The following is a 24,506-nucleotide window of genomic DNA, read 5'->3' as shown; positions in this document are numbered from 1 at the left end:
AGACCTAGCTCCGCTTCAGCTTGGGATCGAGCGCGTCGCGCAGGCCGTCGCCCACGAGATTGATCGCAAGAACCGTGATCAGGATGGCGAGACCGGGGAAGGTGACAACCCACCAGGCGCGCAGGATGAATTCGCGCGCTTCAGCCAGCATCGTGCCCCATTCCGGCGTCGGCGGCTGCGCGCCCATGCCGAGAAAGCCCAGCGCCGCCGCCTCCAGAATGGCGTTGGAGAAGGAGAGCGTCGCCTGCACGATCAGCGGCGCGAGGCAATTGGGCAGGATGGTCTTGAACATCAGCCTGAGATTGCGCGCGCCGGCCACGCGGGCCGAGACCACATATTCGCGGCGCGCCTCCGCCATCACCGCCGCCCGGGTCAGCCGCGCGAAATGCGGCTGCAGCACGAGTGCGATCGCGATCATGGCGTTGAACAGGCCTGGGCCGAGAACGGCGACCAGCACCAGCGCCAGAAGCAGCGGCGGGAAGGCGAGGATCACGTCCATGACGCGCATGATCGCGACATCGACCCAGCCGCGGAAGAAGCCGGCGAGCAACCCGAGCGTGATGCCGAGCAGCAGCGCCACCGACACCACCACGAGGCCGATCACCAGCGAATAGCGCGACCCGTAGATCAGCCGCGAGAGCATGTCGCGGCCCACAGCATCGGTGCCGAGCGGGAAGGTCAGCGTTCCGCCCTCCTGCCAGAATGGCGGGGTCAGGAACATGTCGCGATATTGCTGATCGGGATTATGTGGCGCCAGAAGCGGCGCGAAGACCGCCATCAGCACCAGAAGGACGATGACGACGAGGCCGGCGACCGCGCCCTTGTTCTGGCTGAAATAGTGCCAGAATTCGGTAAGCATCTGCAGGCGGATATTCCGTTTTTGGACCGGCTGGCCCAGCGTGCTGTCTGACATGGCTGAGCTCCTATTGGTGACGGATGCGTGGATTGATGAGGCCGTAGGCGAGATCGACCAGCAGGTTGACCAGCATGACCAGACCGGCGATCAGCACCAGCCCGCCCTGGACAACCGGATAGTCGCGGCGCGAGATCGAATCGATCATCCATTTGCCGATGCCCGGCCAGGAAAAGATCGTCTCGGTCAGGATCGCGCCGGCCATCAGCATGCCGACCTGCAGGCCGATCGTGGTGATGACCGGGATCATCGCGTTCCGGAGCGCATGGATGCCGATGACGCGCCTGCCGGAAAGCCCCTTGGCGCGGGCGGTGCGGACATAGTCTTCGCCCAGCACTTCCAACATCGCCGAGCGGGTCTGGCGGGCAATCACCGCCAGCGGAATGGTGGCGAGCACGACCGACGGCAGGATGAGGTGGGAAACCGCCGAGGCGAATGCGCCCTTCTCGCCGGAGAGCAGCGAATCGATTGTCATGAAGCCGGTGACCGAAGGGAAATAGTAAAGCAGCGAGATCCGGCCGGAGACCGGCGTCCAGCCGAGAATGCCGGAAAACAGGATGATCAGCAGCAGGCCCCACCAGAAGATCGGCATCGAATAACCGGTGAGCGCGATGCCCATGGTGGCCTGGTCGAACACCGAGCCGCGCTTGACCGCGGAGATTATGCCCGCCGGAATGCCGATGATGACGGCGAGCAGCATCGCCGAAATCGCAAGCTCGGCGGTGGCCGGAAACAGGTTCAGGAACTCCTGGAACACCGGCTGCTTGGTGGCGATCGAAACGCCGAAATCGCCATGGAGCAGACTCCAGACATAGTCCAGATACTGGACCACGATCGGGCGATCATAGCCGAACTGGTGAAGAAGTTTCTGATATCGGTCGGGGTCCATGCCGCGTTCGCCGGCCAGAAGCAGCACGGGATCGCCGGGCAGGACGCGCACGAAGCCGAAGGCAACGATGGTGATCCCGATAAAGGTCGGGATAATCAGCAATAGCTTGCTGAACAGAAATCTGAGCATGGCGATTCCCGAAAACGGAAGGGGGCCGCATGACCGGCATCCGGCTTGCTTTTCGGCCTGCCATCCCGAAAGGCGTCATGCTCTTACGAGCATCCAGGCGACGCGGTGGGCGCTGCCTGGACCCTCGGGTCAAGCCCGAGGGTGACTCCCGATCGGGGAGAGGTTCTTGCAAACCGGGGCCGCATTATCGGCCCCCTTCTCTTGTGCGAGGCCTTATTCGGCGATGGTTACATCATCGAAGCGGTGATAGCCGAGCGGGTCCATGACGAAGCCCTCGACCGAATTGGTCATCGGCATGAACACCTTGGAATGGGCGATCGTGTTCCACGGCGCCTGTTCCTTGAAGATCACCTGAGCCTGCTTGTAGAGCTCGGTGCGCTCCTCGGTGTCGGAGGTGACCTTGGCCTTCTGGATCAGCTCCTCGAAGGGCTCGTAGCACCACTGGGCGCGGTTGGAGCCGCCAACGGCATCGCAGCCAAGCAGCACGGCCAGGAAGTTGTCCGGGTCGCCATTGTCGCCGGTCCAGCCGAGAAGCACGGCGCCGTCGCGGTCTTCGGCGGAAGACCGGGCCAGATACTCGCCCCACTCATAGGACACGATCTCGGCATCGACGCCCACCTTGGCGAGGTCGGCCTGCATCAGCTCGGCCATGCGCCGGGCGTTCGGGTTATAGGGACGCTGCACCGGCATGGCCCAGATCTTCATCGAAAGATCGGTGACGCCTTCCTCTTCCAGCATCGCCTTGGCGGCGTCCGGATCGTAGGGGTCGTCCTGCACCTCGTCATTATAAGACCACATGGTCGGCGGGATCGGGTTCTTGGCAACCTCGCCGGCGCCCTGGAACACCGATTCCAGAATGGCTTCCTTGTCGACCGCCATGTTCAGGGCCTTGCGGACCTTCGGATTGTCGAAGGGCGCCATCTTGGTGTTGTAGGCGAGATAGCCGACATTCAGGCCTTCCTTGGCCATGACCGTGATGTCGTCATTGGATTCCAGCGCCTCCAGATCGGCGGGCGCGGGATAGACCATGATCTGGCACTCGCCGGCTTCCAGCTTCTGGCGGCGAACGGCGGCGTCGGTGGTGATCGCGAAGATCAGGGTGTCGAGATCTTCCTGGCCCTTGTAATAGTCCGGATTGGACTTGTAGCGGATGACGGCATCCTGCTGGTAGTTCACGAAGGTGAACGGACCGGTGCCGACGGGCTTCTGGTTCAACTGTTCCAGATTGCCGGCCTCTTCAAGCTGGTCGGCATATTCCTTCGACATGATCGAGGCGAAGTCCATGGCGAGGTTCGCGATCATTGGCGCTTCCGGCCGGTTCAGCACGAACTTGACCGTCATGTCATCGACCTTTTCGATGCTCTTGATCAGGTCCGGCATCGACATGCCGTTGAAATATTCCCAGGAGATGCCCGGCGCATACTGGTACCAGGGGCTGGATTCATCCATCTGCCGCATGAACGAGAAGATCACGTCGTCGGCGTTCATCTCACGCGTGGGGGTGAAATAGTCGGTCGTCTGGAACTTGACGCCCGGACGCAGGTGGAAGGTGTATTCCAGCCCGTCATCGGAAACGTCCCAGCTCTCTGCAAGGCCGGGCTCAACCTCGGTGGAGCCGTGCTTGAACTCGGCGAGGCGGTTGTAGATCGCGCGTGAGGAGGCGTCGAACGTCGTGCCTGCGGTGTAGGGTGCCGGATCGAAGCCCTCGGGGGAGCCTTCCGAGCAGTAGACCAGCGTTGATGCGCTGGCGGCGCCGCCAAGCGATACGAAAACGCTCGTGGCGAGCGCCAAAGCCTTCAGTTTCTTCATCATTTTCCCCTTGTGGTTGATGTCGTCGACGGCGTCTCGCCGCCAAAGGTTTCGCACTTTCCGGCACCGCTCTCGGCTTTTTCGCGATCCCGAATTATGCTGAACTTCATGCGGGTCTGCGCCCAACCGCAAACGTCACACTGATGGCGAGACTAGCGCTTTTTATTGACCATGCAATCAAAAAACGCGTTACTACTCTCGCGTCAGGCGTGGCAAACACATGAAATCCTTGAATTTTCCACGTCCCGCTTATTTTCGGCAAAATGTGGCGGCAAAGCGCGTAATTCTGTTTCTTGGGAACGGGCACGGTTTTGCCGAAAGTTACTTTCCACAGGCGACCATACAAGCAGCGCGCCGTTTGCCAATCATGCGAAAGTCTGAGATGGCGTGCTCTTGATTTCGATGCTTATCGCCATATCCGAAATGGTGATATCCTGAACCGATAACCATCCGGAGCCTCCGTGACCGAAGCCCGCGTCCATGCCGAACTGATCGCCGTTCTCACCGCGCTGACAAATGATGCGCCGCGGGTGATGACCGTGCGCATGGGCGCAGCACTCCCCTCCGGCCCGTTCGAGAATGGCCACCGCACGCTGCAGGGCGGCCTCAATTCCTGGGTCAGGGCCCAGACCGGCCATCCCGTCGGCTATCTCGAGCAGCTCTACACCTTCGCCGACCGCGACCGCGGCTTCGACGGCGAGCGCACCATCTCGATCAGCTATCTGGGCCTTGTGCGCGAACAGCCGCCGCCCGGCGGCGGCGGGCCGCTGTGGAAGGACTGGTATACCTATTTCCCGTGGGAGGACCTGCGCGAGGGCCGGCCGGAAATCCTGGAGCAGGTCAGCGACCTGATGATGCAGTGGGCGATGAGCGAGCGGCCGGGCCGTGCCGAGCGCCGCCAGCGCATCCGCTTCGCCTTCGGCATGGAGGGCATGGCCTGGAACGAGGAGCTGGTGCTGCAGCGCTTCGAGCTGATGTATGAGGCGGGCCTGATCGCCGAGGCCGGACAGACGCCCGCCTTCTGGTTCGGCAAGCCGATGGCCGCCGATCACCGCCGGATTCTCGCAACCGCCATCGCAAGACTGCGCGCCAAGATTAAATACCGTCCGGTGATCTTCGAACTCATGCCGGAAAGCTTCACGCTGCTTCAGCTGCAGAAATGCGTCGAGGCGCTGGCCGGCCTCAAGCTGCACAAGCCGAATTTCCGCCGCCAGATTGATCAGCAGAACCTGATCGAGGAAACCGGCCAGACCTCCGACAAGGCCGGCGGCCGCCCGGCCAGACTCTACCGTTATCGCCACGCGATCGTCGAGGAACGGGCGCTGACGCTTTCAAGGCTACCGCTGGCGCGTTCTTGACTCCCCGTCAATAAAGGCGTAATGCTTCCGCCCATAATATACTCAGATTGAGTATTAATCGACCAGCGCGAGGTTTCCCCAACGCCTCCCCTGGCAGGCCCGGCGCGGCTTCCCCGATTCTTCCGCGCCGGGCCGAACACAGGAGATAACGCCGATGAACGCGCCCTTTTCCGCCGATGCCCTCTATGACCGGGTCGCAAACGTCATTCCCAGGGCGGAATGGCTGAGCTTTTCCGACGATATCGAGGCGATCCACCGCCTGAAGCGGGAGCGCAACGCCGTCATTCTCGCGCACAATTACCAGACGCCGGAAATCTTCCACGGCGTCGCCGATATCGTCGGCGACAGCCTGGCGCTGGCGCGCGAGGCGACAAGGGTCGATGCCGATGTGATCGTGCTGGCCGGCGTCCACTTCATGGCCGAGACGGCGAAGCTGCTGAACCCGGAAAAGACGGTTCTGATCCCCGATATGCAGGCCGGCTGTTCTCTGGCGGATTCGATCACGCCGGAAGACATCGCGCTGATGCGGCAGGCCCATCCCGGCGCGCCGGTGGTCACCTATGTCAACACCTCCGCCGCCGTGAAGGCCGCCTCCGACATCTGCTGCACCTCTGGCAATGCCAAGAAGGTGGTGGAATCGCTCGGCGTGCCGAAAGTGCTGATGCTGCCGGACGAATATCTCGCCCGCAATGTCGCCCGCGAGACCGATGTCGAGCTGATCGCCTGGCGCGGCCATTGCGAGGTGCACGAGCTTTTCACGGCGGAAGATGTGCGCGAGATGCGCGCGGCATGGCCGGGCGTCACCATCATCGCCCACCCGGAATGCCCGCCGGAAGTGGTGGCCGAGGCCGATTTCTCCGGCTCCACAGCCGGCATGTCGGATTATGTCCGCGACGCCAAGCCCGGTCGGGTCGTGCTTCTGACGGAATGCTCGATGAGCGACAATGTCGCGGTCAACCATCCCGACGTCAATTTCGTCCGGCCCTGCAATCTCTGCCCGCACATGAAGCGGATCACGCTTTCCAATATCCGCACCGCCCTTCAGGAGATGCGCCATGAGGTCACCGTTGACCCGGCGATCGCCGATGATGCCCGCCGCGCCGTCGAACGGATGCTCGCGGTATGACCGTCATCGTCATCGGGTCCGGGATCGGCGGACTGGTAACGGCGCTCGCGCTTGCGCCGATGCCGGTAACGCTGGTGACCAGGGCGGCGCTCGGCGCGGAGACCTCAACCGGCTGGGCGCAGGGCGGCATCGCCGCCGCCCTTGGCGAAGACGATAGCGCTGAGCTGCACCTTGCCGATACGCTCGCCGCCGGCGACGGGCTTTGCGATGCCGAGGCGGCCGCGCGCATATTGCGGGCCGCGCCCGAGGCGATCGCCTTTCTCGAGCGCCACGGCGTTACCTTCGATCGCGACCCCGAGGGTGGGCTTGCCTTCGGGCTGGAGGCCGCCCATTCCCGCCGGCGGATCATCCATGCCGGCGGCGATGCCACAGGGGCAGCGATCGTCAAGGCGCTGACGAAGGCCGTAGCCGCGACCCCTTCGATCACGGTCGTGTCCGGGGCCGAGGCGCGCCGGTTGCTGGTTCGCGACAATGCGGTCTGCGGGCTTGCCGGCGTGAGGGATGGCCAGCCGTTCCGGCTCGCGGCCGCGCGCATCGTGATCGCGACCGGCGGCATAGGCGGGCTCTATGATGCCTCGACCAATCCAGCGGGCAATTTCGGCCAGGGCGTGGCGCTCGCCGCCCGCGCCGGGGCCCAGCTTGCCGATATGGAATTCGTGCAGTTTCACCCGACGGCGCTCGCAACCGACATCCGCCCGCTGCCGCTGATCAGTGAGGCGGTGCGCGGCGAAGGGGCTCTGCTTGTGAACGAGAGGGGCGAACGCTTCCTGGCCGCGACGCCCGGCGCGGAGCTTGCACCCCGCGATGTCGTCGCCCGCGCGATCGCCGCCGAGATCGCGCGGGGCGGCCGGGTTTTCCTTGATGCGCGGGCCGCGCTCGGCAGCCGCTTCAAGAATCGCTTTCCGGAGATTTTCGCGATCTGCGCCCGCGCCGGCATCGACCCGGCGACCGATCTCATACCGGTGCGCCCGGCGGAGCATTATCACATGGGCGGGATCGCCGTGGATGCGGCCGGCCGCAGCTCGGTTGAAGGTCTCTATGCCGTCGGCGAGTGTGCTGCCACCGGGCTCCACGGCGCCAACCGGCTTGCCAGCAATTCGCTGCTGGAGGCCGCCGTCACCGGGCTTGCCGCCGCGGCCGATATCGCCGCTACGGCCCCTGCTTCTGAGCATCCGCTTCCGGCGCTGTCGCCAACGCCAGCGCCCCGACTTGAAGCCGTGCGCGGCATCGTTTCGAACGCACTCGGCGTCACTCGGGACGGGGCAGCGCTTGGCGATGCCCTCACCGCACTGCTACCGCTTGCTGAAAGCGACAGCCCGGACGCCGATCCGGCGGTCGTAGCACTCGCAATCGCGGTGTTTGCGGCCAGGCGCGCGGAATCGCGCGGCGGCCATGCCCGCACCGACTTCCCGCAGAAAAACCCGGAAAGCCGGCGCCAGCTCATGACGCTCGACGCCGTGTTCACCCATGCCCGCGCCCTTGCCGCGCGCCCCGCGCTTGCCAGAAGCGCCTGAGGACCATGCCATGCTGCCCCGCCTGATCATCGAACCCACTATCCGCCGCGCGCTTGAGGAAGACCTCGGCCTTGCCGGCGACATCACCGCCAATGCCGTGATCCCGGCCGGCCACCACTCCACCGTGGTGATGGCCGCGCGCAGGCCCGGCGTGATCGCCGGCCTCGATGCCGCCGAACTCGCCTTCACCCTGGTCGACCCGGCCATCAGCATGACCCGGAACGTGGAAGACGGCGCGAAGGTCGAGGCCGGCGATATCGTCGCCACGGTTACCGGTCCCTCGCGTGCGCTCCTGACGGGCGAGCGAACCGCGCTCAACTTTCTCGGCCACCTCTCCGGCATCGCCACCGTCACCGCCGGGGTTGTCGCGGCCGTCGAGGGCACGGGGGCGGCAATCGTATGCACCCGCAAGACCACGCCGGGGCTGCGCGCGCTGGAGAAATACGCGGTGAAGGCCGGTGGCGGCGGCAACCACCGCTTCTCGCTCGCAGACGCCGTGCTGATCAAGGACAACCACATCGCGATCGCCGGCGGCATCCGCCCCGCGCTTCAGGCCGCCAAGAAGCACGCCGGCCACATGGTCAAGATCGAGATCGAGGTCGACACGCTCGACCAGTTGCGCGAGGCGATGGATGAGGGCGTCGACGCCGTGCTGCTCGACAACATGTCGCCGGAAACGCTCACTGAAGCGGTTTCAATCGTCGCCGGCCGCGCGATCACCGAGGCCTCGGGCGGCATCACGCCCGAGACCGCCGGCGCGGTCGCAAAAGCCGGCGTCGACCTGATCTCGATCGGCTGGTTGACCCATTCCGCCCCGGTGCTCGATATCGGTCTCGATTACCGGGAGGCCGTCTGAGCAAAGCTGTAATGCAGCCGAACACAGCCGCGATCGAGCGCGGTGGCGCTGAGCAGGCGCGGTTGCGCGGCAAACCCCGTCGCCGGAAACAAAGGCGACCCGCCGCCGATCAGTTCCGGCATGACATAGATCTCGATCTCGTCCATCGCGCCGCGCTCCATGAACGCCATCTGCAGCTTGCCGCCGCCGAGCATCCAGACGTCGCCATCGTCAAGCGCGCGCAGTTCCGCGATCAGGCTGTCCACGTCCGTCCTCGTCTCGATTGCACCCTTCGGGCGGTCGATGGGGCGTGACGTCACCACCAGCGCCCGCTTGCCCTCATAGGGCCAGGGACCTTCCACGCGGTCCAGAAAGTCATAGGTGCTCCGGCCCATGACCACGGTGCCAATCCGCTTCAGGAAAAGATTGTAATCATGCTCGCCGAGATCGAGCCCGTCATAGCGGAACAGCCAGTCGAGATTGTCGTCCGGTCCCGCGATGAAGCCGTCGAGACTGACGGCGATATAGCCCACAATTTTTGCCATGGTTGCTCCTTGTTAATAAATAAACATTCATTTATAAATAGATCATGCCCAGACGCAAGACAATTTCGGAACCCGCCCTGCTCGCCGTGTTGCTCGACGCGATCGCCGAGACCGGTCCGGACGCCCTCACCTTTGCCAGGGCGGCAGCACGCAGCGGCCTTTCCGCGCCCACGCTTGTGCAACGGTTCGGCGACCGCGCGGCGATGGTCGAGGCCATCCTGCTTTACGCATGGGACCGGCTTGATGAGGCAACGGAAGCCGCCGATGCCGCCTTCCCGGTTTCGCCGCGCGGCGCGATCGATCTGCTGCTGCACCTCACCCCCGATCCCGAACACGGCCTTGATGGCGGCCTGCCGCTTCTGCGCGAGGACATGCGCAACCCGGCGCTGCGGGCGCGCGGCAGGGCCTGGGGCGACAGGCTTTCAATCGCGCTTTCGCGCCGACTGGGCGATGATCCGGCGCTGGGCCGGCAGATGGCGAGCCTGTGGCAGGGCGCGATCATCTGGTGGGGCTTCAACCGCAATGGCCCGCCGCAGGCGGCCATCGGCGAGGCTCTCGAAGGCTGGTGCCGCACCGCCGGCCTCGATCGTCTGGCTGCCCCATCGGGCTCCGCTTCCCGGTAGCGTGTCCGACAATAAAAACGCCGCAAAACGAACCGGCGGGCGTTTTTGCCCGTAATTCTCCTTGTCTGGTTGTTGTTGATGCGCGCCGCGCAAAGGCCCGCCTTTGCCGGTCGCGCGCAAAACCGTGAGAGGAGACAGGGATGAACCGGAGAACCTCATTTTTGCTCGCGCTTCCGCTGGCGGCCGCGCCCGGCCTCGCCGAAGCCTCCGACCTTGCCGGCGTGTGGGCGCGCGGCGATGGCAAGGCGCGCGTGCTGGTCGAGCAATGCGGCGAAGACCTGTGCGCCACCAATGTCTGGGTCAGGCCGGGCACGCGCAACGAGCGCGTCGGCGACACGCTGGTCATGGATGTCGACCCGGTCGGGCCGTCGCGCTATGAGGGCCGGGCCCGCGATGTGCGGCGCGGCCTCACCTATTCCATGGAGATCTCGCTCGACGGCGCGGCGATGGAGACGCGCGGCTGCATTCTCGGCAAGCTGATCTGCAAATCGGCGAACTGGACCAGCGTGAACTGAAGGCTCAAAGCCCGTAATACCAGGGCGCCGTCAGCGCGAACACCACGGCGAGCAGCACGATCAGCGGCACGCCGGCGCGGATGAAATCGCCGAAACTGTAGTGCCCCGGTCCCATGACCATGAGGTTGGTCTGGTAGCCGATCGGTGTCGCGAACGAGCAGTTGGCGGCATAGATCACGGCAGCGGCAAAGGCCTCCGGCGGCGCGCCGATCTGGCGCGCCATGCTGAGCCCGATCGGGATGAACAGCGCGACCGCCGCATTATTGGAAAGCACATTGGTGAGGATCGAGACGCCGACGAACAGCATCACGATCATCAGCCACGCCGAGGAGCCGCCGCCAAGCGCGACGATCCCTTCCGCGATCAGCTGCGCGCCGCCGGTCGCCTGAAGCGCGGTCGCCATGGCGATCGATGCGCCGACCAGCAGGTATATCTGCCGGTCGAAGGCGCGGGCTGCCTGTTGCAGCGTCAGGCAGCCGAACAGGATCATCAAAAGCGCGCCGGTGACGGCATTGACCACCATCGGCGTGAGACCGGTGGCCGACAGGATGACGATCGCCGCAAAGATGGCGCTTGCCAAGAGCGCCTTGTCGCGCGGCGGCACGCTTTCGGCCGAATGCTCGAGCAGCAGGATATCGTGATTGCCGCGCATGGCGCGCAGATCGTCCTCGCGGCCGCCGATCAGCAGCGTATCGCCCGCCTCGAAACGCAGTTGCGAGAACGGCGTCCGCGCCATCCGGCTCTTGCGGCGAACGCCGAATATGGTGATGTTGAAGCGCTGCTGGATACCGCTGAATCGGACCGTGCGTCCCTCGAACAGCGAGCCGGGCGTGATCACCGCTTCGGCCAGATGATAATGCGCGCCCACCCGCCGCTCCGCCGACGGCGCGGTTCCATCCGGCGGCGCCGTGAGGCTGATCTCGCCCTTGGCCAGCAGATCCATGAACCCCTTGCGGGTGCCCGTCATCTGCAGCCGGTCGCCCGGCTGCAGCGTCAGTCCGTCATCATAGGGCGGCAGCAGCACCTTCTCCTCACGGACCAGGGCATGCAGCGACATCGGCGTCAGCACGGGAAAGAAGCCCGAGCGGGCGCGTTCCCCGACATAGCGGCTTTCGCCGAGCAGAACCACCTCGCCGAGAAACTGGGTGCCGGCGCTCTCCTGTTCGAAGCGCTTTTGCGACCGTTCCCGGGTGAAGATCCGCGGCATGACGAACAGCACATAGACAGCGCCGGAAACCGCAAGGATGACGCCCATGCCGGTGATATCGAAGAAGCCGAGATTGACGCCCTCGCGGCTGGCGATCCCGGCCGCGATCAGATTGGTCGAGGAACCGATCATCGTGGTCATCCCGCCCAGAATGGTGATGAAGGAAAGCGGCATGAAGATCTGGTAGGGCGGCAGGCGGAACCGCGCGGCGAGCGAGGCCAGCACGGGGATGAAGATCACGACGACCGGCGTGTTGTTCAAAAATGCCGAGGTGATGCCGCAGGTCGCCAGGATCATGATGATCAGCAGGCGCGGATTGGCGCCGTAGAACTGCCCGATCCGGTTGGTCACACCCTCCAGGGCGTCGGTCGCAAACAGGCCCTGGCCGACGATCAGGAGAGCCAGCACCGTGACCAGCGCCGGCGAGGAGAAGCCGGCGAGCATATCCTCGATCGGCAGCGGCTTACCGCCTTCCATCGTAAACGGGAACGCGCCGAACAGCACCAGAAGCATGCCGAGCGCGGCGAGCGACACCGCCTCGATCGGGAACCGGTCGAGCGAATAGAGACCGATCGTCCCGACGATAATCGCCATTGTCGCCACAAGATGAAAATGTTCGATCAAAAGAGCCTCATCAAAGAAATCCGGACACGCCTGCCCCGCGACCGAAGCGATCCCCTCGCTCCCGCAAAAAATCTGGCTGTCCCGGCGTCATCGAAAAGGCGACTTTGACAGTATTCCTCGGGGTTCCGCAAGTCTTGGCTAAAAAGTCCGCCGCAACTGCACCGTCCTCAAGCCTGCCGTATTTTCGGGCTTTATCGGACGTGGCCGCATTTTCTCCTATTTTGGGTTCTAGGCGCTCCTTGAACCCGGTGACGCAAACGTAAAGGTCAAGTGACCCAATACCAAGAAGGCCAAATCCAGTGTTAGAGGACCAAGCCCGCATGCCGCCACGCAAGTTTTTTTCCCTTCGCAGAACCCCGATCGCCAAAGGCGTTTCCGCCTGTTCAGGCCGTCGTGACACCCGCCAGTCTCTGATCGTCCGCTCAGGCCGTAATGAAAAATTTACCCTGCGCGCAGTATTTTTCCGACTGGCACCTGTCACACCGTCTTTGAGTTTTGCGTAGGAAGTGTGTTTCGTGACGTCGATCAAGAATTCGAAATCCCGCCCCGGGCGTGATCGCAAGAACGGCTTGCTGCGGCTTTCGCTCGCGGGCATCATGGTGGCGATCGCCGGCGGCGCGATCATCACCATCGCCTCATCGCCGATCCTTTCGGCGACGGTCTCCAAACCCGAATTCGCCTCCTCGCGCGGCATCAGCCTCACGGTCAATCCGGCGTTCAAGGCGCCCCAGCGCGCCCAGAGCGCCAAGGAAGCGCGCCTTCTTGCCGCCAGAACCGGACAGAGCCGCGCGAAGCCGGCGCTTGCTCCGGATGATATCAGGCAGGCCCTTCTGGCGGGCCGGCTGGAACAGGCCGGCCGCATGGCGCTTGCCGATCTCCAGCGTGGCCTTGTCGGCCGCCAGATCGCCGACAATGAAGGCTCCGAAATCGCGCTTGCCGGGGTGCCGCCCGAGCTTCAGCCGAAGATGGCACCGGCGGCGGTCCCGACGCCCGCCGCCCCGTCCACCGCGCTTGCGGCACTCGCTCCGAGCAGCGGCAGCGACACCAATGCCGACGATGCCTTCAAACTGGTGCTCCAGGGCGCCGATTCGTCCCGTCTCTCGCCGGGCGAAGTGCCGGTACCGGCCAAACGGCCCGCCGGCATGCAGCTTGCCTATGCCGATTTCGGTCACGACGACCTCAGCGACATCATGGGCGAGGTGCCCGGCCGCACCAAGAAGGTCGCCGTCTACGATATCTCCGCGGCCAAGGTATACATGCCGGACGGCGAGGTGATGGAGGCCCATTCCGGCAAGGGCAAATACCGCGACGACCCGAACCACACCCATGTGAAGATGGCCGGCGCGGTGCCGGCGGCGACATACAAGCTGACCATGCGCGAATCGCTGTTCCACGGCGTGCCGGCGCTCAGAATGACCTCTGTCGACGGCACCAATCCGCTCGGCCGCACCGGCATTCTCGCCCACACCTACATGCTGCGCACGCCCGGCGATTCCCATGGCTGCCTGGTGTTCAAGGACTATTACAAATTCCTGAAAGCGTGGAAGGCCGACAAGGTCGACTATATCGTCGCCGTTCCAAGCCTCGAGGAAGGGGCCAGCACGCTGCTGGCGAACCGGTAAAACTGACACGGCCAGGCGTCTCCGCCTGGCCGTAAAATGCCCGAAAATCTTCTGCAGGGGATCAGAAATCCCAGTCGTCGTCCTCGGTGGCGATCGCCTTGCCGATGACGTAGGACGAGCCGGAGCCGGAGAAGAAGTCGTGGTTCTCGTCGGCGTTCGGCGACAGCGCCGAGAGGATCGCCGGGTTGACCTTGCAGGCTTCCGGCGGGAACAGCGCCTCGTAACCGAGATTCATCAGCGCCTTGTTGGCATTGTAGTGCAGGAAGGCCTTCACGTCCTCGGTGAGCCCGACCGCATCGTAGAGCTGTTCGGTGTATTTGGATTCGATCTCGTACAGTTCGAACAGCAGGCCGAAGGTGAAATCCTTGATCGCCTCGCGCTCGGCATCCGAAACCTTCTTCAGACCCTGCTGGAACTTGTAGCCGATATAATAGCCGTGCACGGCCTCGTCGCGGATGATGAGGCGGATCAGGTCGGCGGTGTTGGTGAGCTTGGCGCGGCTCGACCAGTACATCGGCAGATAGAAGCCCGAATAGAACAGGAAGCTTTCGAGGAAGACGCTGGCGACCTTCTTACGAAGCGGATCGGTGGCGCGGTATTCCTGCAGGATGAGCTGCGATTTTTCCTGGAGGAAAGCATTTTCCTCAGACCAGCGATAGGCATCGTCGACTTCCGGCATCGAGCAGAGCGTGGAGAAGATCGAGGAATAGGAACGCGCGTGAACGGCCTCCATGAAGGAGATGTTCGACAGCACCGCTTCCTCGTGCTGGGTCACGGCATCCGGCATCAGCGTGATCGCGCCGACCGTGTTCTGGATGGTGTCGAGCAGCGTCAGCCCGGTGAAGACGCGGATGGTGAGCTTCTGCTCGTCCTCCTTCAGCGTCGACCAGGACGGAATATCGTTCGACAGCGGCACTTTCTCCGGCAGCCAGAAATTGCCGGTGAGCCGGTTCCAGACCTCGAGGTCCTTCTCGTCGACGATGCGGTTCCAGTTGACCGCGCGCGGCACGGCGATGGCGGGTTTCTTTGTCTGCATGTTCATGGTTTTTCCCCCGCGCATTACAGGCTGCACGAAACACAGCCTTCGACCTCGGTGCCCGAAAGCGCCATCTGCCGAAGACGGATGTAGTAAATGGTCTTGATGCCCTTCTTCCAGGCGTAGATCTGCGCCTTGTTGACATCGCGCGTGGTGGCGGTGTCGCGGAAGAACAGCGTCAGCGACAGGCCCTGGTCGACATGCTGGGTCGCCGCCGCATAGGTATCGATGATCTTCTCCGGCCCGATTTCATAGGCGTCCTGGTAATATTCCAGATTGTCATTGTCCATGAACGGCGCCGGATAATAGACGCGGCCGATCTTGCCTTCCTTGCGGATCTCGATCTTGGAGACGATCGGGTGGATCGAGGCCGTGGCATTGTTGATGTAGGAGATCGAGCCGGTCGGCGGCACGGCCTGGAGGTTGCGGTTATAGAGACCGCCCTTCATCACCGCTTCCTTCAGCTCCAGCCAGTCTTCCTGCGACGGCAGATCGATGCCGGCCTTTTCGAACAGGTCGCGCACGCGCTCGGTCGCAGGCTTCCATTCCTGTTCGGTATATTTGTCGAAATATTCGCCGCTGGCATATTTCGACTTCTCGAAGTCGGCGAAGGAGACGCCGCGCTCGACGGCGATCCGGTTCGAGGCCTTCAGCGCGTGATAGGTCACGGCGTAGAAATACATACTGGTGAAATCGACGCCTTCCTCCGAGCCGTAGAAGATGCGCTCGCGGGCGAGATAGCCGTGCAGGTTCATCTGGCCAAGGCCGATGGCGTGGCTTTCGTCATTGCCCTTCTCGACGGAGGGAACCGAGGAAATGTGGCTCATGTCGGACACGGCCGTCAGCGCGCGGATCGCGGTATCGACGGTGCGGCCGAAATCAGCCGAATCCATCGCCATGGCGATGTTCATCGAGCCGAGATTGCAGGAAATGTCCTTGCCCATATGCTTGTAGGACAGATCCTCGTCGAATTCGCTGGCTTCCGAGACCTGCAGGATTTCCGAGCAGAGATTGCTCATCGAGATCCGACCGGCAACCGGGTTGGCGCGGTTCGCCGTATCCTCGAACAGGATGTAGGGATAGCCGCTTTCGAACTGCAGCTCGGCCAGCGTCTGGAAGAAGGCGCGGGCATTGATCTTCTTCTTGCGGATTTCCGGGTTGTCGACCATCTCGCGATAGTGCTTGGAAATCTCCACCTCGGTCATCGCCTTGCCGTAGACGCGCTCGACGTCATAGGGCGAGAACAGGTACATGTCCTCGTTGTTCTTGGCGAGTTCGAAGGTGATGTCCGGAATGACAACGCCAAGCGACAGCGTCTTGATGCGGATCTTTTCATCCGCGTTCTCGCGCTTGGTGTCGAGGAAGCGCATGATATCGGGGTGATGGGCGTTGAGATAGACCGCGCCCGCGCCCTGGCGCGCGCCAAGCTGGTTGGCGTAGGAGAAGCTGTCCTCAAGCAGCTTCATCACCGGGATGACGCCGGAGGACTGGTTCTCGATCTTCTTGATCGGCGCGCCGTGCTCGCGGATATTGGTCAGCGACAGCGCCACGCCGCCGCCGCGCTTGGAAAGCTGCAGCGCCGAATTGATCGAGCGGCCGATACTCTCCATGTTGTCTTCGATGCGCAGCAGGAAGCAGGAGACCAGCTCGCCGCGGCTCTTCTTGCCGGCGTTGAGGAAGGTCGGGGTCGCGGGCTGGAAACGGCCGGCGATGATCTCATCGACGAGCGCGGTCGCAAGCGTCTCGTCGCCCTTGGCCAGCGCAAGCGCGACCATGCAGACGCGGTCCTCGTAGCGCTCCAGATAGCGTTTGCCGTCGAATGTCTTCAGCGTATAGGCGGTGTAATATTTGAAGGCGCCCAGAAACGTCTGGAACCGGAACTTCTTGTCGAAGGCGTGGTCCCAGAGATCGCGCACGAAATTGAACGAATACTGGTCGAGCACTTCCTGCTCGTAATAGCCCTCGTCGACCAGGTAATCGAGCTTTTCCCGGAGGTTATGAAAGAACACGGTATTCTGGTTGACGTGCTGCAGGAAATACTGCTTGGCCGCCAGCCGGTCCTTGTCGAACTGGATATGCCCGTTCTCGTCATAGAGATTGAGCATCGCGTTCAGGGCATGATAGTCCAGCGTTGCGGGCTTCGCCTTGGCGGCGCCCTTTTCCGCGACCTTCTCGGTGCCCTGCACGGTTTCTTCCTCGGCGCTTGTGGCCATCCTCAATTCTGCCGTTTCCAAAACTCTTCCAGCCCCTGTCTGACGTTGTTGACATCCTCTTCCGTGCCGAGAAGCTCGAAACGATAGAGGTACGGTATCTTGCACTTTGCCGCGATGATATCGCCGGCAATGCCGTATGTATTTCCGAAATTCGTGTTTCCGGAGGCAATGACGCCGCGAACCAGCGCCCTGTTCTCCGGATCGTTGAGGAACTGGATGACCGGTTTCGGCACCGCGCCCCTGCCATCCCCGCCGGCATAGGTGGGAACGACCAGCACATAGGGTTCGTCCACCTTTTTCGTGTCGCCCTGGGGGCCGAGACGCTTTGCCGGAAGGCCTGTCTTGGTCACGAAACGATGGGTGTTGCCCGTAGCGCTGGAATAGTAGACGAGCATGCCCGTCATCCTCTTGTCCTCTTCACCAACACGGCGCGCCCGTCTGACGCGCCGTCTGATCGTTCAGGCGCCCGCCGCATGGATGCGGCGCAACGCCTTCTTCAGGCTTCGCCGGCTTGTCGGCCGGCGGCACTCATGGTCAGGCAAGCGCGCCGATCATGTCCGGACGGAAGCCCGACCAGTGCTGCTCGCCGGCGACGACGACCGGGACCTGCCGGTAGCCCATGCCAACGACCTGATCATAGGCATCGTTGTCCACCGACACATCAACCACTTCATAGTCGAGGCCCTTGCGCTCCAGCGCGCGGGTCGTTGCATTGCACTGCACGCAAGCCGGTTTGGAATAGACAGTGATCTTCATCGTTATCCTCGCATAATCATTTTCTTCAAAAAGCGCCGCCGGGCGAACCCTCGGCGCTTCCCGCGCATCTGGCGAGGCTGGCGGCCAACACGGCATAGCCTCGTCCCGGACCCATGGCCGGCTTCCGCCTGATCAAAACGCCGGCGGTTGCAAACGGCCGCCGCCGCCATTTCTCAACAGACATCTCGAACACATTGACCGGACTGGTATTTTGGCTCTCCAGAAGCCGGCAGAAATCGCGCTGTCCACGAGGAACACCAATCCGACATATGCCTATGGAGACTCAAAAAACCTGAGAACCGGACGCCGCTGACGTGTCAGCATTGATTCGATAGACTCACCATAACACAATATCTGCGAACTGGAATGCCCGAACCAACCATATATAGTGTTTCGTGGACCTGTTTTCCACATTCAGGGTTAACGCATTGTGACAGGGAAAAAATACAGGCCGGAACGGGCGAACAGTGCTGATGCAGCATGTGCCGGCCCGGCGAATCGGTCTTGGGAAATTGCCGATGGCCGTGAAGATGACCCCTCGCCACCGGCAACGGCTACCAACCAAGAGTTGAACCGTCATGCACGCGGGATTTCTTTCGCGCTTTCCACAGGCGGACAAAAAAGCAGGGGATGACCGAAACTTCAGGCCGGCAACAACGCGCTCAAGGGGCAAGCCTTTGAGAAGCCAGCCCTATTCGTCGTCGGGGGACGGTGGCCGCCGCTCATAGCGCAGCACGAAGACATAAAGCCCGAGCGTGCCGAGCGCCATCGCAAACCATGTCAGCGCATAGCTCAGATGTGCATTGCGGAACGAGACCACGGTCAGGCCGCCGATCGGCAGCTTGCCCGCCGGGCCGCTGGCTTCGGCATCGATGAAATAGGGGGCGAACGGCACCAGGCCTCTGGTGCCCATGATCGAGGCGACGTCGCGGCGATACCATTTGCCATCGGCCGGATCGTTGGAGCGTGAAAACAGCCAGCCCTTGCTCTCCGACATGCGCAGCAAACCGTCGACGGTTACCTCGCCCTCAGGGGCGCGATAATTGGCGGGATTGTCCTGCCTGCCCTCCGGCACGAAGCCGCGATTGATCAGCACATAGCTGCCATCGTCGCGCAGAAGCGGCGTCATCACGAAATAGCCGGCGCCGAGCTGGGTCGGATAGTAGATCAGCGTCTGCGCCGCCTCGATATAGCGCCCGGTGACGCTGACATGGCGATAGGCGTCGTCTTCGCGCGTCATCGTCTCGCCTACCCCCGGCGCAGGCACAGCCGGCGCTTCGACGCGGGCATCGACGGCGGCGATCAGATCGAGTTTCCACTGCAGCCGGTAGACCTGCCAGATGCCGAGCGCCGTGAAGCCCGCAAACAGAATCGCGGCGATGGCGGTGATCAGAACCAGTTTTTTTTGAGAAATCGAAGCCATGAGCGGGAAAACCTTTCGCGCGCCGGAGGCCGGGAGCGCTGACAAAGCATGTCGGCTTCAACTGCGGACCGGGCGATCCATCCGGCCCCTTGGCGGGGCCGGAAAGAGGCTTGAAAAGCCGGTTACTACTGGCCCTGCACGATGATATTGCCGGTGACGCCGGCGTCGCGCAATTGCTGGGCGATCTCGGGCGTGGCGCAGACGATGGTGCCGTCGTCGAGATAGGTGAACCCGCTTTCCGGCAGCGGCATCATATATTTGTTCATGTTGTGCATGACCCAGAGCGAGCCCGCCAGCACGATCAGAAGCAGGATCAGCGCCAGAAGCGAGGACGCCATGGTCCAGCCCTGCTCCTGATTGGCGCTGAGCAGCAGGAAATAGCGCAGATGCACCAGGATCTGGGCCGCGGCGCAGATCATCACCACCGTCAGCAGGAAGGCCTTGCTGGAGATTGCGTCCGCCATCACCAGCCCGAAGGGGATGATGGTCAGCACCGCCGCCAGCACGAAGCCGGTCATCAGCCCCTTGAAGCTGCCATGGCCGTGGGAAGTGTGTTCAGCGCTGCTCATAGGATCGCTCCGGTAAGATAGACCAGCGAGAAGACGCCGATCCAGATCAGGTCGAGGAAGTGCCAGAACATCGAGAGCGTTGACACGCGCCGACGCATCGGCTCGTTCAAGCCACGCTTCGAAACCTGGAAAAGCAGGACGATCAGCCAGATCGTGCCGAAGGTCACGTGCAGGCCGTGGGTGCCGACCAGGGTGAAATAGGCCGACAGGAAGGCCGAACGGTCCGGCGTGGCGCCTTCGGAAATCAGGTCGTGGAACTCGTAGACTTCCATCGCCAGAAAGCCGACGGCAAACAGGCCTGCGACGATCAGCCACTTCATCACGCCGGCCTTGTCGCCCTTGTCCATGCGCAGCATGCCCATGCCGAAGGTGACCGAGGAGAACAGCAGCAGCGCCGTTTCCACCAGCGCGAACCACAAATGGAACAGATCGTTCGGCGCCGGCCCGCCCGCATAGGAGCGGCCCACCACGGCATAGGTCGCGAACAACGTGCCGAAGATCAGGCAGTCGCTCATCAGATAGATCCAGAAGCCAAGCTGCGTCGGACTATCGTGATGGGCGTGGTCGTCGTGATGCGCGCTCGTGTCGGCGCCCGTATCAGCGATCGTCGTCATACAAGTGCCTCCTTGGCCTTTTCCTGGTCGCGGGCGACCTGTTCGGCCGGAATGTAGTAATCACGGTCGAAATCGAACGTGTGGTAGATGATCGAGCCGACAGCGAGCACGAAGCTCAGCACCACCAGCCACCACATGTGCCACACCAGGCCAAAGCCGAGCGCCAGGCAGAAGAAGGCGGGCACGATGCCGGCCCAGGTGTTCTTCGGCATGTGGATCGGCTTGTACTCGGTCGGCCACTGGAAGCCTTCCTTCTTCATCCGCCACCAGGCATCACGACCGGTCACGACGAAATCGGCAGGAAAATTGTAGGGCGCGACCGGGGAGGTGGTCGCCCATTCCAGCGTGCGGCCGTTCCACGGGTCCGGACCGCATTTCAGCGCTTCCCGATTCTTGATGGACACGACGAGCTGGATCACGGTGCAGGCGATGCCGCAGCCGATCAGCAGCATGCCGATGCAGGCGATGATGAAATAGATCTGCCAGCCGGCATCCGTATAGCTCTGCAGGCGGCGGGTAACGCCCATCAGGCCGAGCACGTAGAGCGGCATGAAGGCGACGTAGAAGCCGATGCACCAGAACCAGAACGAGCGGCGGCCCCATTTGTCGTCCAGCTTGAAGCCGAACACTTTCGGCCACCAGTACTGGTAGCCCGCCATCAGCCCGAAGACGACGCCACCGATGATGACGTTGTGGAAGTGGGCGATCAGGAACAGCGAGTTATGGAGCTGGAAGTCGGCCGGCGGAACCGCCAGCATGACGCCGGTCATGCCGCCGATGGTGAAGGTGATCAGGAAGCCCACCGTCCAGTACATCGGGGTCTCGAACCGGATACGGCCGCGATACATGGTGAACAGCCAGTTGAAGATCTTCGCCCCCGTCGGCACCGCGATGATCATCGTCGAAATGCCGAAGAAGGTGTTCACATTCGCCCCGGAGCCCATGGTGAAGAAGTGGTGCAGCCAGACCACGAAGGACAGCACCAGAATGCAGGCCGTGGCATAGACCATGGTGCGGTAGCCGAACAGCGGTTTGCCCGAGAAGGTCGCGACCACTTCAGAGAAGATGCCGAAGCAGGGCAGGATCAGGATATAGACTTCCGGGTGGCCCCAGATCCAGATCAGGTTCACATACATCATGGGATTGCCGCCCATGTCGTTGGTGAAGAAGTGCATGCCGAGATAGCGGTCAAGCGCCAGCATGGCGAGCGTGGCCGTCAGCACCGGGAAGGCAGCGACGATCAGCACGTTGGCGGCAAGCGTGGTCCAGGCGAACACCGGCATGCGCATCATCGTCATGCCGGGCGCGCGCATCTTCAGGATGGTCGCGACCATGTTGACGCCCGATAGCGTCGTGCCTATCCCCGCTATCTGTAGCGACCATATGTAATAGTCGACCCCCACATCGGGCGAGTATGCAATCCCCGAAAGCGGCGGCATGGCGAGCCAGCCGGTGCGGCCCAGAAGGCCGATGAACAGCGATACGTTAAGCAGGATCGCGCCCGACACCGTCATCCAGAACGAAAAGTTGTTCAGCCACGGAAAGGCCACATCGCGCGCGCCGATCTGCAGCGGCATCGCGATATTCATCACGCCGACCAGGAAGGCCATGGCGAAGAAGAAGATCATGACCGTGCCGTGGGCGGTGAAGATCTGGTCGAAATGGTGCGGGGGCAGATAGCCCTGCGCGCCGCCGGCGGCGATCGCCTGCTGGGTGCGCATCATGAAGGCGTCGGTGAAGCCGCGGAACAGCATCACCAGCGCCAGCACGATATACATCACGCCGATCTTCTTGTGGTCGACCGAGGTGAACCACTCGCTCCACAGATAGCCCCATTTGCGATGATAGGTGATCAGGCCGAACACCGTCAGAAAGGCAATCACCACGGCGGCGAAGGTCACATCCAGGATCAGGACATTATAGGGAATGTCGGCCCAGGTGAGCTTGCCGAAAATGAAGTTCCAGAAATCAGATCTCATTACTGCCTCGCGGATTCGGATGCGTTCGGCGCATTGTCGCCGCCGGCCAGGTTTGTGACCGTCTGGTCGGGGTTCTTGACGTTGACCGGGCCCTTGGTCGGCTCGTCCGGGTTGGCGTGGAGCGTTTCCTCGAAGGCATGCTGGTCGAAGCCCTCGCCGGGCGCGAACTCGTCATAGACGTAGGAATCCTTGGTTTCGATCCCCTTCAGTCCGCCGCCGCCCATCATGTCCTGCATCATCATGTCGCCGATGCAGACCTTGCCCGGCTCGACGCAAAGGCCGACGATCTTGTCGAACAGGTTGTCGGCGACGCCGTTGTAATAGGACACGCTGTCGGCAACTGTCGGTTTCGCCAGCGTCTGGTAGGCATCGACCGTAAGCTCGGAGCCGGAGGTCTTGACCGTGTTGACCCAGTTGTCGAACTCGTCTTCGGATACGGCGAAGGTCTCGAAATCCATATGGGCATAGCCGGGACCGGAATAATTGGCCGAGCGGCCGTAATATTTGCCGGCGTCATCGGCCACCAGATGCAGCTTGGTTTCCATGCCGGCCATGGTGTAGATCATGCCGGCGAGCGCGGGGACCGAAAACGTGTTCATCACCGATGACGATGTCAGCCGCAGGTTCACCGCCCTGTCGGTCGGCACCACGAGCTGGTTGACGACGGCGATGTTTTCTTCCGGATAGATGAACAGCCACTTCCAGTCGAGCGAGACCGCCTCGATCTCCAGCGGCTCGCCGGCGATATGATCGAGCGGCTTGTAGGGGTCGAGACGGTGGGTATAGACCCAGGTCAACGCCCCGAGCGCGATGATGATCATCACCGGAACGCCCCAGATGAAGGCCTCGAACAGGTTGGAGTGCTCGAATTCCGGATCGTAATCATCCGTGGCCTTGCGCGAATCGCGATAGCGCCAGGGAATGTAGACCGCCATGACCAGCACCGGAACGATGATGACCATCATCAGCACTGTGGAGGCGATCAGCAGGTCGCGCTCCTCGTTGGCGACCCAGCCTGCGGGGTCGAGAAGGATCAGCTGACAGCCCGAGAGAGCGAGCACAAGCGGCAGCAGCAATGCCGGTTTTATTAGCTTGGAAAGGTTCACAATCGTTTCATTCTCTGCCAAACGCCCGGTTTCGCGGAAAAACACGGGCCTTGTTTTCGATGACTTGCCTGCAGCCTGCCGGCCCCTGGTCCCCGCGACACCGGTAAAGCACAGACATTCCCGTTGAGACCGCCCGTCCTTCAAGGACCGAGCGCACATGCGGCAGCTACTAACCCAATTTCGTCAAAAATAAACCGCTTTCGTGCTGTGGCATTTTGGCACAAGGGTGCGAAGGCGTCACCTGTACCCCCGATTTTTTCGCCCGCATTGCGTGAAAAATGCCACGTCGCAGGGCGGCGGCTCGCGCCGCGCGGCAGATTGTCACGCCGGGCCAGCCCCTCCAAGCCAAAATTTCATCCCTTCCGCCACGACGCGATTGCACGGAACCAGCGGGGCAGTCCGCCCGTTGATTCTCCAACAATCACTTTTCGCAGTTGCAGTACCGGAAACTTTCATGCGACAATACGACACATGTGACAAATTGCGCATGACCGTTTCGAGGAGGAAACGAATATGACGGGTCTGTTTTTCTTTCCCTATGTGACGAGCGCCGTGGGCGTTCTGCTCGGCGTCTACTGGACCAATGAGGCGCGCGAATATAATCGGCTCGACTATATTCTCCGTGCCTTCTTCATCTTTGGCATCAATATCGTGATCTCGTTCCTGCTGGAATTCGCCTTCCCGATGGAAACCGTGACCAGCTCGGGCATCGCGCTGTCGACCGCCTATTTCCTGGGTCTGTCGATCTACGCCGTGGTGCCGGGCCTCGCCTTCGGCCGCTTCACCGCGTTCCGCGCCCGCAACATGGGCCTCGACAAGTCCGCGGCCTACTGGTCGGCGATCCCGTTCGTGTTCATCTATTTCATGCTGGTCGCCCACAAGAGCGAGCACAAGAAACCGACCGCCACCCACGCCTGAGCGGCGAGGGACGGAGGAGGAAATTGAAAAGCCCCGGCGGAGTGCCGGGGCTTTTTTGTTTGCAGAAGATTTGACGCGCCCGAGACCGTGGCAGCGCCGCTTGCCCTCACCCGGCGCATACGCGCCACCCTCTCCCCTGCGGGGAGAGGGGAGCCATGCTGCGTTTTCAGAGCAAGCGGCAAG

At 62.5% G+C, this 24,506-nt stretch carries 22 protein-coding genes; 8 read left to right on the top strand and 14 right to left on the bottom strand.

Annotation, left to right across the window (positions count from 1 at the left end; all coding sequences use genetic code 11):
• Nucleotides 1-4 precede the first annotated feature (4 nt).
• The 3 genes from V6767_RS07800 to V6767_RS07790 all read right to left on the bottom strand — a co-directional run bounded on the left by V6767_RS07800 (nt 5) and on the right by V6767_RS07790 (nt 3,740).
• The gene (locus V6767_RS07800; protein ID WP_292055901.1) at nt 5-913 is read right to left on the bottom strand and encodes an ABC transporter permease subunit; all 909 of its coding nucleotides are present in this window, start codon (nt 911-913) and stop codon (nt 5-7) included.
• Nucleotides 914-923: 10 nt separating this feature from the next.
• On the bottom strand, nt 924-1,931 hold the full coding sequence (locus V6767_RS07795) for an ABC transporter permease subunit (protein WP_448430282.1): 1,008 nt from the start codon (nt 1,929-1,931) through the stop codon (nt 924-926).
• Between the two features lie 213 nt (nt 1,932-2,144).
• Nucleotides 2,145-3,740: an ABC transporter substrate-binding protein gene (locus tag V6767_RS07790; RefSeq protein WP_448472943.1), complete on the bottom strand. Its 1,596-nt coding sequence runs from the start codon at nt 3,738-3,740 to the stop codon at nt 2,145-2,147.
• Between the two features lie 461 nt (nt 3,741-4,201).
• On the opposite strand from V6767_RS07790, the gene V6767_RS07785 reads away from it, so the two are divergent.
• The 4 genes from V6767_RS07785 to nadC all read left to right on the top strand — a co-directional run bounded on the left by V6767_RS07785 (nt 4,202) and on the right by nadC (nt 8,594).
• Nucleotides 4,202-5,098 (top strand): NUDIX hydrolase, encoded by an 897-nt coding sequence (locus tag V6767_RS07785; RefSeq protein ID WP_448472942.1) that lies wholly within the window; start codon nt 4,202-4,204, stop codon nt 5,096-5,098.
• A gap of 154 nt (nt 5,099-5,252) precedes the next feature.
• Nucleotides 5,253-6,224, top strand: coding sequence for a quinolinate synthase NadA (nadA, locus tag V6767_RS07780; protein WP_448472941.1), 972 nt, complete (start codon nt 5,253-5,255; stop codon nt 6,222-6,224).
• The gene (locus V6767_RS07775) at nt 6,221-7,738 is read left to right on the top strand and encodes an L-aspartate oxidase (RefSeq protein WP_448472940.1); all 1,518 of its coding nucleotides are present in this window, start codon (nt 6,221-6,223) and stop codon (nt 7,736-7,738) included. The genes nadA and V6767_RS07775 overlap by 4 nt, the downstream gene beginning before the upstream one ends.
• A 10-nt stretch (nt 7,739-7,748) precedes the next feature.
• On the top strand, nt 7,749-8,594 hold the full coding sequence (gene nadC, locus V6767_RS07770; RefSeq protein ID WP_448472939.1) for a carboxylating nicotinate-nucleotide diphosphorylase: 846 nt from the start codon (nt 7,749-7,751) through the stop codon (nt 8,592-8,594).
• Here nadC and V6767_RS07765 read toward each other — a convergent pair.
• Entirely contained in the window at nt 8,576-9,118 is a 543-nt protein-coding gene (locus tag V6767_RS07765) for a dihydrofolate reductase family protein (protein WP_448472938.1), read from the bottom strand. The two genes, nadC and V6767_RS07765, sit on opposite strands and share 19 nt — an antisense overlap.
• Before the next feature lie 44 nt (nt 9,119-9,162).
• Between V6767_RS07765 and V6767_RS07760 the strand changes: the two genes are divergently transcribed.
• Both V6767_RS07760 and V6767_RS07755 read left to right on the top strand, forming a co-directional pair.
• On the top strand, nt 9,163-9,741 hold the full coding sequence (locus V6767_RS07760; RefSeq protein WP_448472937.1) for a TetR/AcrR family transcriptional regulator: 579 nt from the start codon (nt 9,163-9,165) through the stop codon (nt 9,739-9,741).
• 140 nt (nt 9,742-9,881) lie between these two features.
• On the top strand, nt 9,882-10,256 hold the full coding sequence (locus V6767_RS07755; protein WP_448472936.1) for a DUF2147 domain-containing protein: 375 nt from the start codon (nt 9,882-9,884) through the stop codon (nt 10,254-10,256).
• Between the two features lie 4 nt (nt 10,257-10,260).
• Here the strand turns inward: V6767_RS07755 and V6767_RS07750 are convergent, their stop codons facing one another.
• A complete protein-coding gene (locus V6767_RS07750) occupies nt 10,261-12,087 on the bottom strand; it encodes an SLC13 family permease (protein WP_448472935.1) in 1,827 nt (608 codons plus the stop codon).
• Between the two features lie 515 nt (nt 12,088-12,602).
• Between V6767_RS07750 and V6767_RS07745 the strand changes: the two genes are divergently transcribed.
• Entirely contained in the window at nt 12,603-13,709 is a 1,107-nt protein-coding gene (locus V6767_RS07745) for a DUF2778 domain-containing protein (protein ID WP_448472934.1), read from the top strand.
• A 61-nt stretch (nt 13,710-13,770) separates the two neighbouring features.
• Here the strand turns inward: V6767_RS07745 and nrdF are convergent, their stop codons facing one another.
• From nrdF to cyoA, 9 genes are all read right to left on the bottom strand, one after another.
• Complete coding sequence (nrdF, locus tag V6767_RS07740) at nt 13,771-14,751, bottom strand: class 1b ribonucleoside-diphosphate reductase subunit beta (RefSeq protein ID WP_448472933.1); 981 nt, start codon at nt 14,749-14,751, stop codon at nt 13,771-13,773.
• Nucleotides 14,752-14,768: 17 nt separating this feature from the next.
• The gene (nrdE, locus tag V6767_RS07735; RefSeq protein WP_448472932.1) at nt 14,769-16,958 is read right to left on the bottom strand and encodes a class 1b ribonucleoside-diphosphate reductase subunit alpha; all 2,190 of its coding nucleotides are present in this window, start codon (nt 16,956-16,958) and stop codon (nt 14,769-14,771) included.
• Between the two features lie 2 nt (nt 16,959-16,960).
• On the bottom strand, nt 16,961-17,362 hold the full coding sequence (gene nrdI / locus V6767_RS07730; protein WP_230722036.1) for a class Ib ribonucleoside-diphosphate reductase assembly flavoprotein NrdI: 402 nt from the start codon (nt 17,360-17,362) through the stop codon (nt 16,961-16,963).
• A 130-nt stretch (nt 17,363-17,492) separates the two neighbouring features.
• Nucleotides 17,493-17,714 (bottom strand): glutaredoxin-like protein NrdH, encoded by a 222-nt coding sequence (gene nrdH / locus V6767_RS07725; protein WP_018065714.1) that lies wholly within the window; start codon nt 17,712-17,714, stop codon nt 17,493-17,495.
• 691 nt (nt 17,715-18,405) lie between these two features.
• Nucleotides 18,406-19,137 carry an SURF1 family protein gene (locus V6767_RS07720; RefSeq protein ID WP_448472931.1) on the bottom strand — a complete coding sequence of 244 codons (732 nt, stop codon included), beginning with the start codon at nt 19,135-19,137 and terminating at the stop codon, nt 18,406-18,408.
• 125 nt (nt 19,138-19,262) lie between these two features.
• Nucleotides 19,263-19,706 (bottom strand): cytochrome o ubiquinol oxidase subunit IV, encoded by a 444-nt coding sequence (cyoD, locus tag V6767_RS07715; protein ID WP_448472930.1) that lies wholly within the window; start codon nt 19,704-19,706, stop codon nt 19,263-19,265.
• A complete protein-coding gene (gene cyoC / locus V6767_RS07710) occupies nt 19,703-20,320 on the bottom strand; it encodes a cytochrome o ubiquinol oxidase subunit III (protein ID WP_448472929.1) in 618 nt (205 codons plus the stop codon). Before cyoC ends, cyoD begins: the two co-directional genes overlap by 4 nt.
• Nucleotides 20,317-22,299, bottom strand: coding sequence for a cytochrome o ubiquinol oxidase subunit I (gene cyoB / locus V6767_RS07705; RefSeq protein WP_448472928.1), 1,983 nt, complete (start codon nt 22,297-22,299; stop codon nt 20,317-20,319). The genes cyoC and cyoB overlap by 4 nt, the downstream gene beginning before the upstream one ends.
• A complete protein-coding gene (gene cyoA, locus V6767_RS07700) occupies nt 22,299-23,405 on the bottom strand; it encodes a ubiquinol oxidase subunit II (RefSeq protein ID WP_448472927.1) in 1,107 nt (368 codons plus the stop codon). Before cyoA ends, cyoB begins: the two co-directional genes overlap by 1 nt.
• Nucleotides 23,406-23,918: 513 nt before the next feature.
• Between cyoA and V6767_RS07695 the strand changes: the two genes are divergently transcribed.
• Entirely contained in the window at nt 23,919-24,323 is a 405-nt protein-coding gene (locus V6767_RS07695; RefSeq protein ID WP_448472926.1) for a hypothetical protein, read from the top strand.
• The last annotated feature ends 183 nt before the right edge of the window (nt 24,324-24,506 follow it).

The sequence above is a fragment of the Martelella sp. FLE1502 genome, assembly GCF_053484255.1.
This window is presented reverse-complemented; position numbering and strand designations above follow the sequence as displayed.

Coding starts and splice junctions, on each gene's coding strand:
- V6767_RS07720 (WP_448472931.1), bottom strand. CDS start 19,137: ATGGCTTCGATTTCTCAAAAAAAACTGGTTCTGATCACCGCCATCGCC.
- cyoD (WP_448472930.1), bottom strand. CDS start 19,706: ATGAGCAGCGCTGAACACACTTCCCACGGCCATGGCAGCTTCAAGGGG.
- nadA (WP_448472941.1), top strand. CDS start 5,253: ATGAACGCGCCCTTTTCCGCCGATGCCCTCTATGACCGGGTCGCAAAC.
- V6767_RS07755 (WP_448472936.1), top strand. CDS start 9,882: ATGAACCGGAGAACCTCATTTTTGCTCGCGCTTCCGCTGGCGGCCGCG.
- V6767_RS07800 (WP_292055901.1), bottom strand. CDS start 913: ATGTCAGACAGCACGCTGGGCCAGCCGGTCCAAAAACGGAATATCCGC.
- V6767_RS07760 (WP_448472937.1), top strand. CDS start 9,163: ATGCCCAGACGCAAGACAATTTCGGAACCCGCCCTGCTCGCCGTGTTG.
- V6767_RS07795 (WP_448430282.1), bottom strand. CDS start 1,931: ATGCTCAGATTTCTGTTCAGCAAGCTATTGCTGATTATCCCGACCTTT.
- V6767_RS07775 (WP_448472940.1), top strand. CDS start 6,221: ATGACCGTCATCGTCATCGGGTCCGGGATCGGCGGACTGGTAACGGCG.
- nrdH (WP_018065714.1), bottom strand. CDS start 17,714: ATGAAGATCACTGTCTATTCCAAACCGGCTTGCGTGCAGTGCAATGCA.
- nrdE (WP_448472932.1), bottom strand. CDS start 16,958: ATGGCCACAAGCGCCGAGGAAGAAACCGTGCAGGGCACCGAGAAGGTC.
- V6767_RS07765 (WP_448472938.1), bottom strand. CDS start 9,118: ATGGCAAAAATTGTGGGCTATATCGCCGTCAGTCTCGACGGCTTCATC.
- cyoC (WP_448472929.1), bottom strand. CDS start 20,320: ATGACGACGATCGCTGATACGGGCGCCGACACGAGCGCGCATCACGAC.
- nrdI (WP_230722036.1), bottom strand. CDS start 17,362: ATGACGGGCATGCTCGTCTACTATTCCAGCGCTACGGGCAACACCCAT.
- cyoB (WP_448472928.1), bottom strand. CDS start 22,299: ATGAGATCTGATTTCTGGAACTTCATTTTCGGCAAGCTCACCTGGGCC.
- V6767_RS07695 (WP_448472926.1), top strand. CDS start 23,919: ATGACGGGTCTGTTTTTCTTTCCCTATGTGACGAGCGCCGTGGGCGTT.
- nrdF (WP_448472933.1), bottom strand. CDS start 14,751: ATGAACATGCAGACAAAGAAACCCGCCATCGCCGTGCCGCGCGCGGTC.
- nadC (WP_448472939.1), top strand. CDS start 7,749: ATGCTGCCCCGCCTGATCATCGAACCCACTATCCGCCGCGCGCTTGAG.
- V6767_RS07790 (WP_448472943.1), bottom strand. CDS start 3,740: ATGAAGAAACTGAAGGCTTTGGCGCTCGCCACGAGCGTTTTCGTATCG.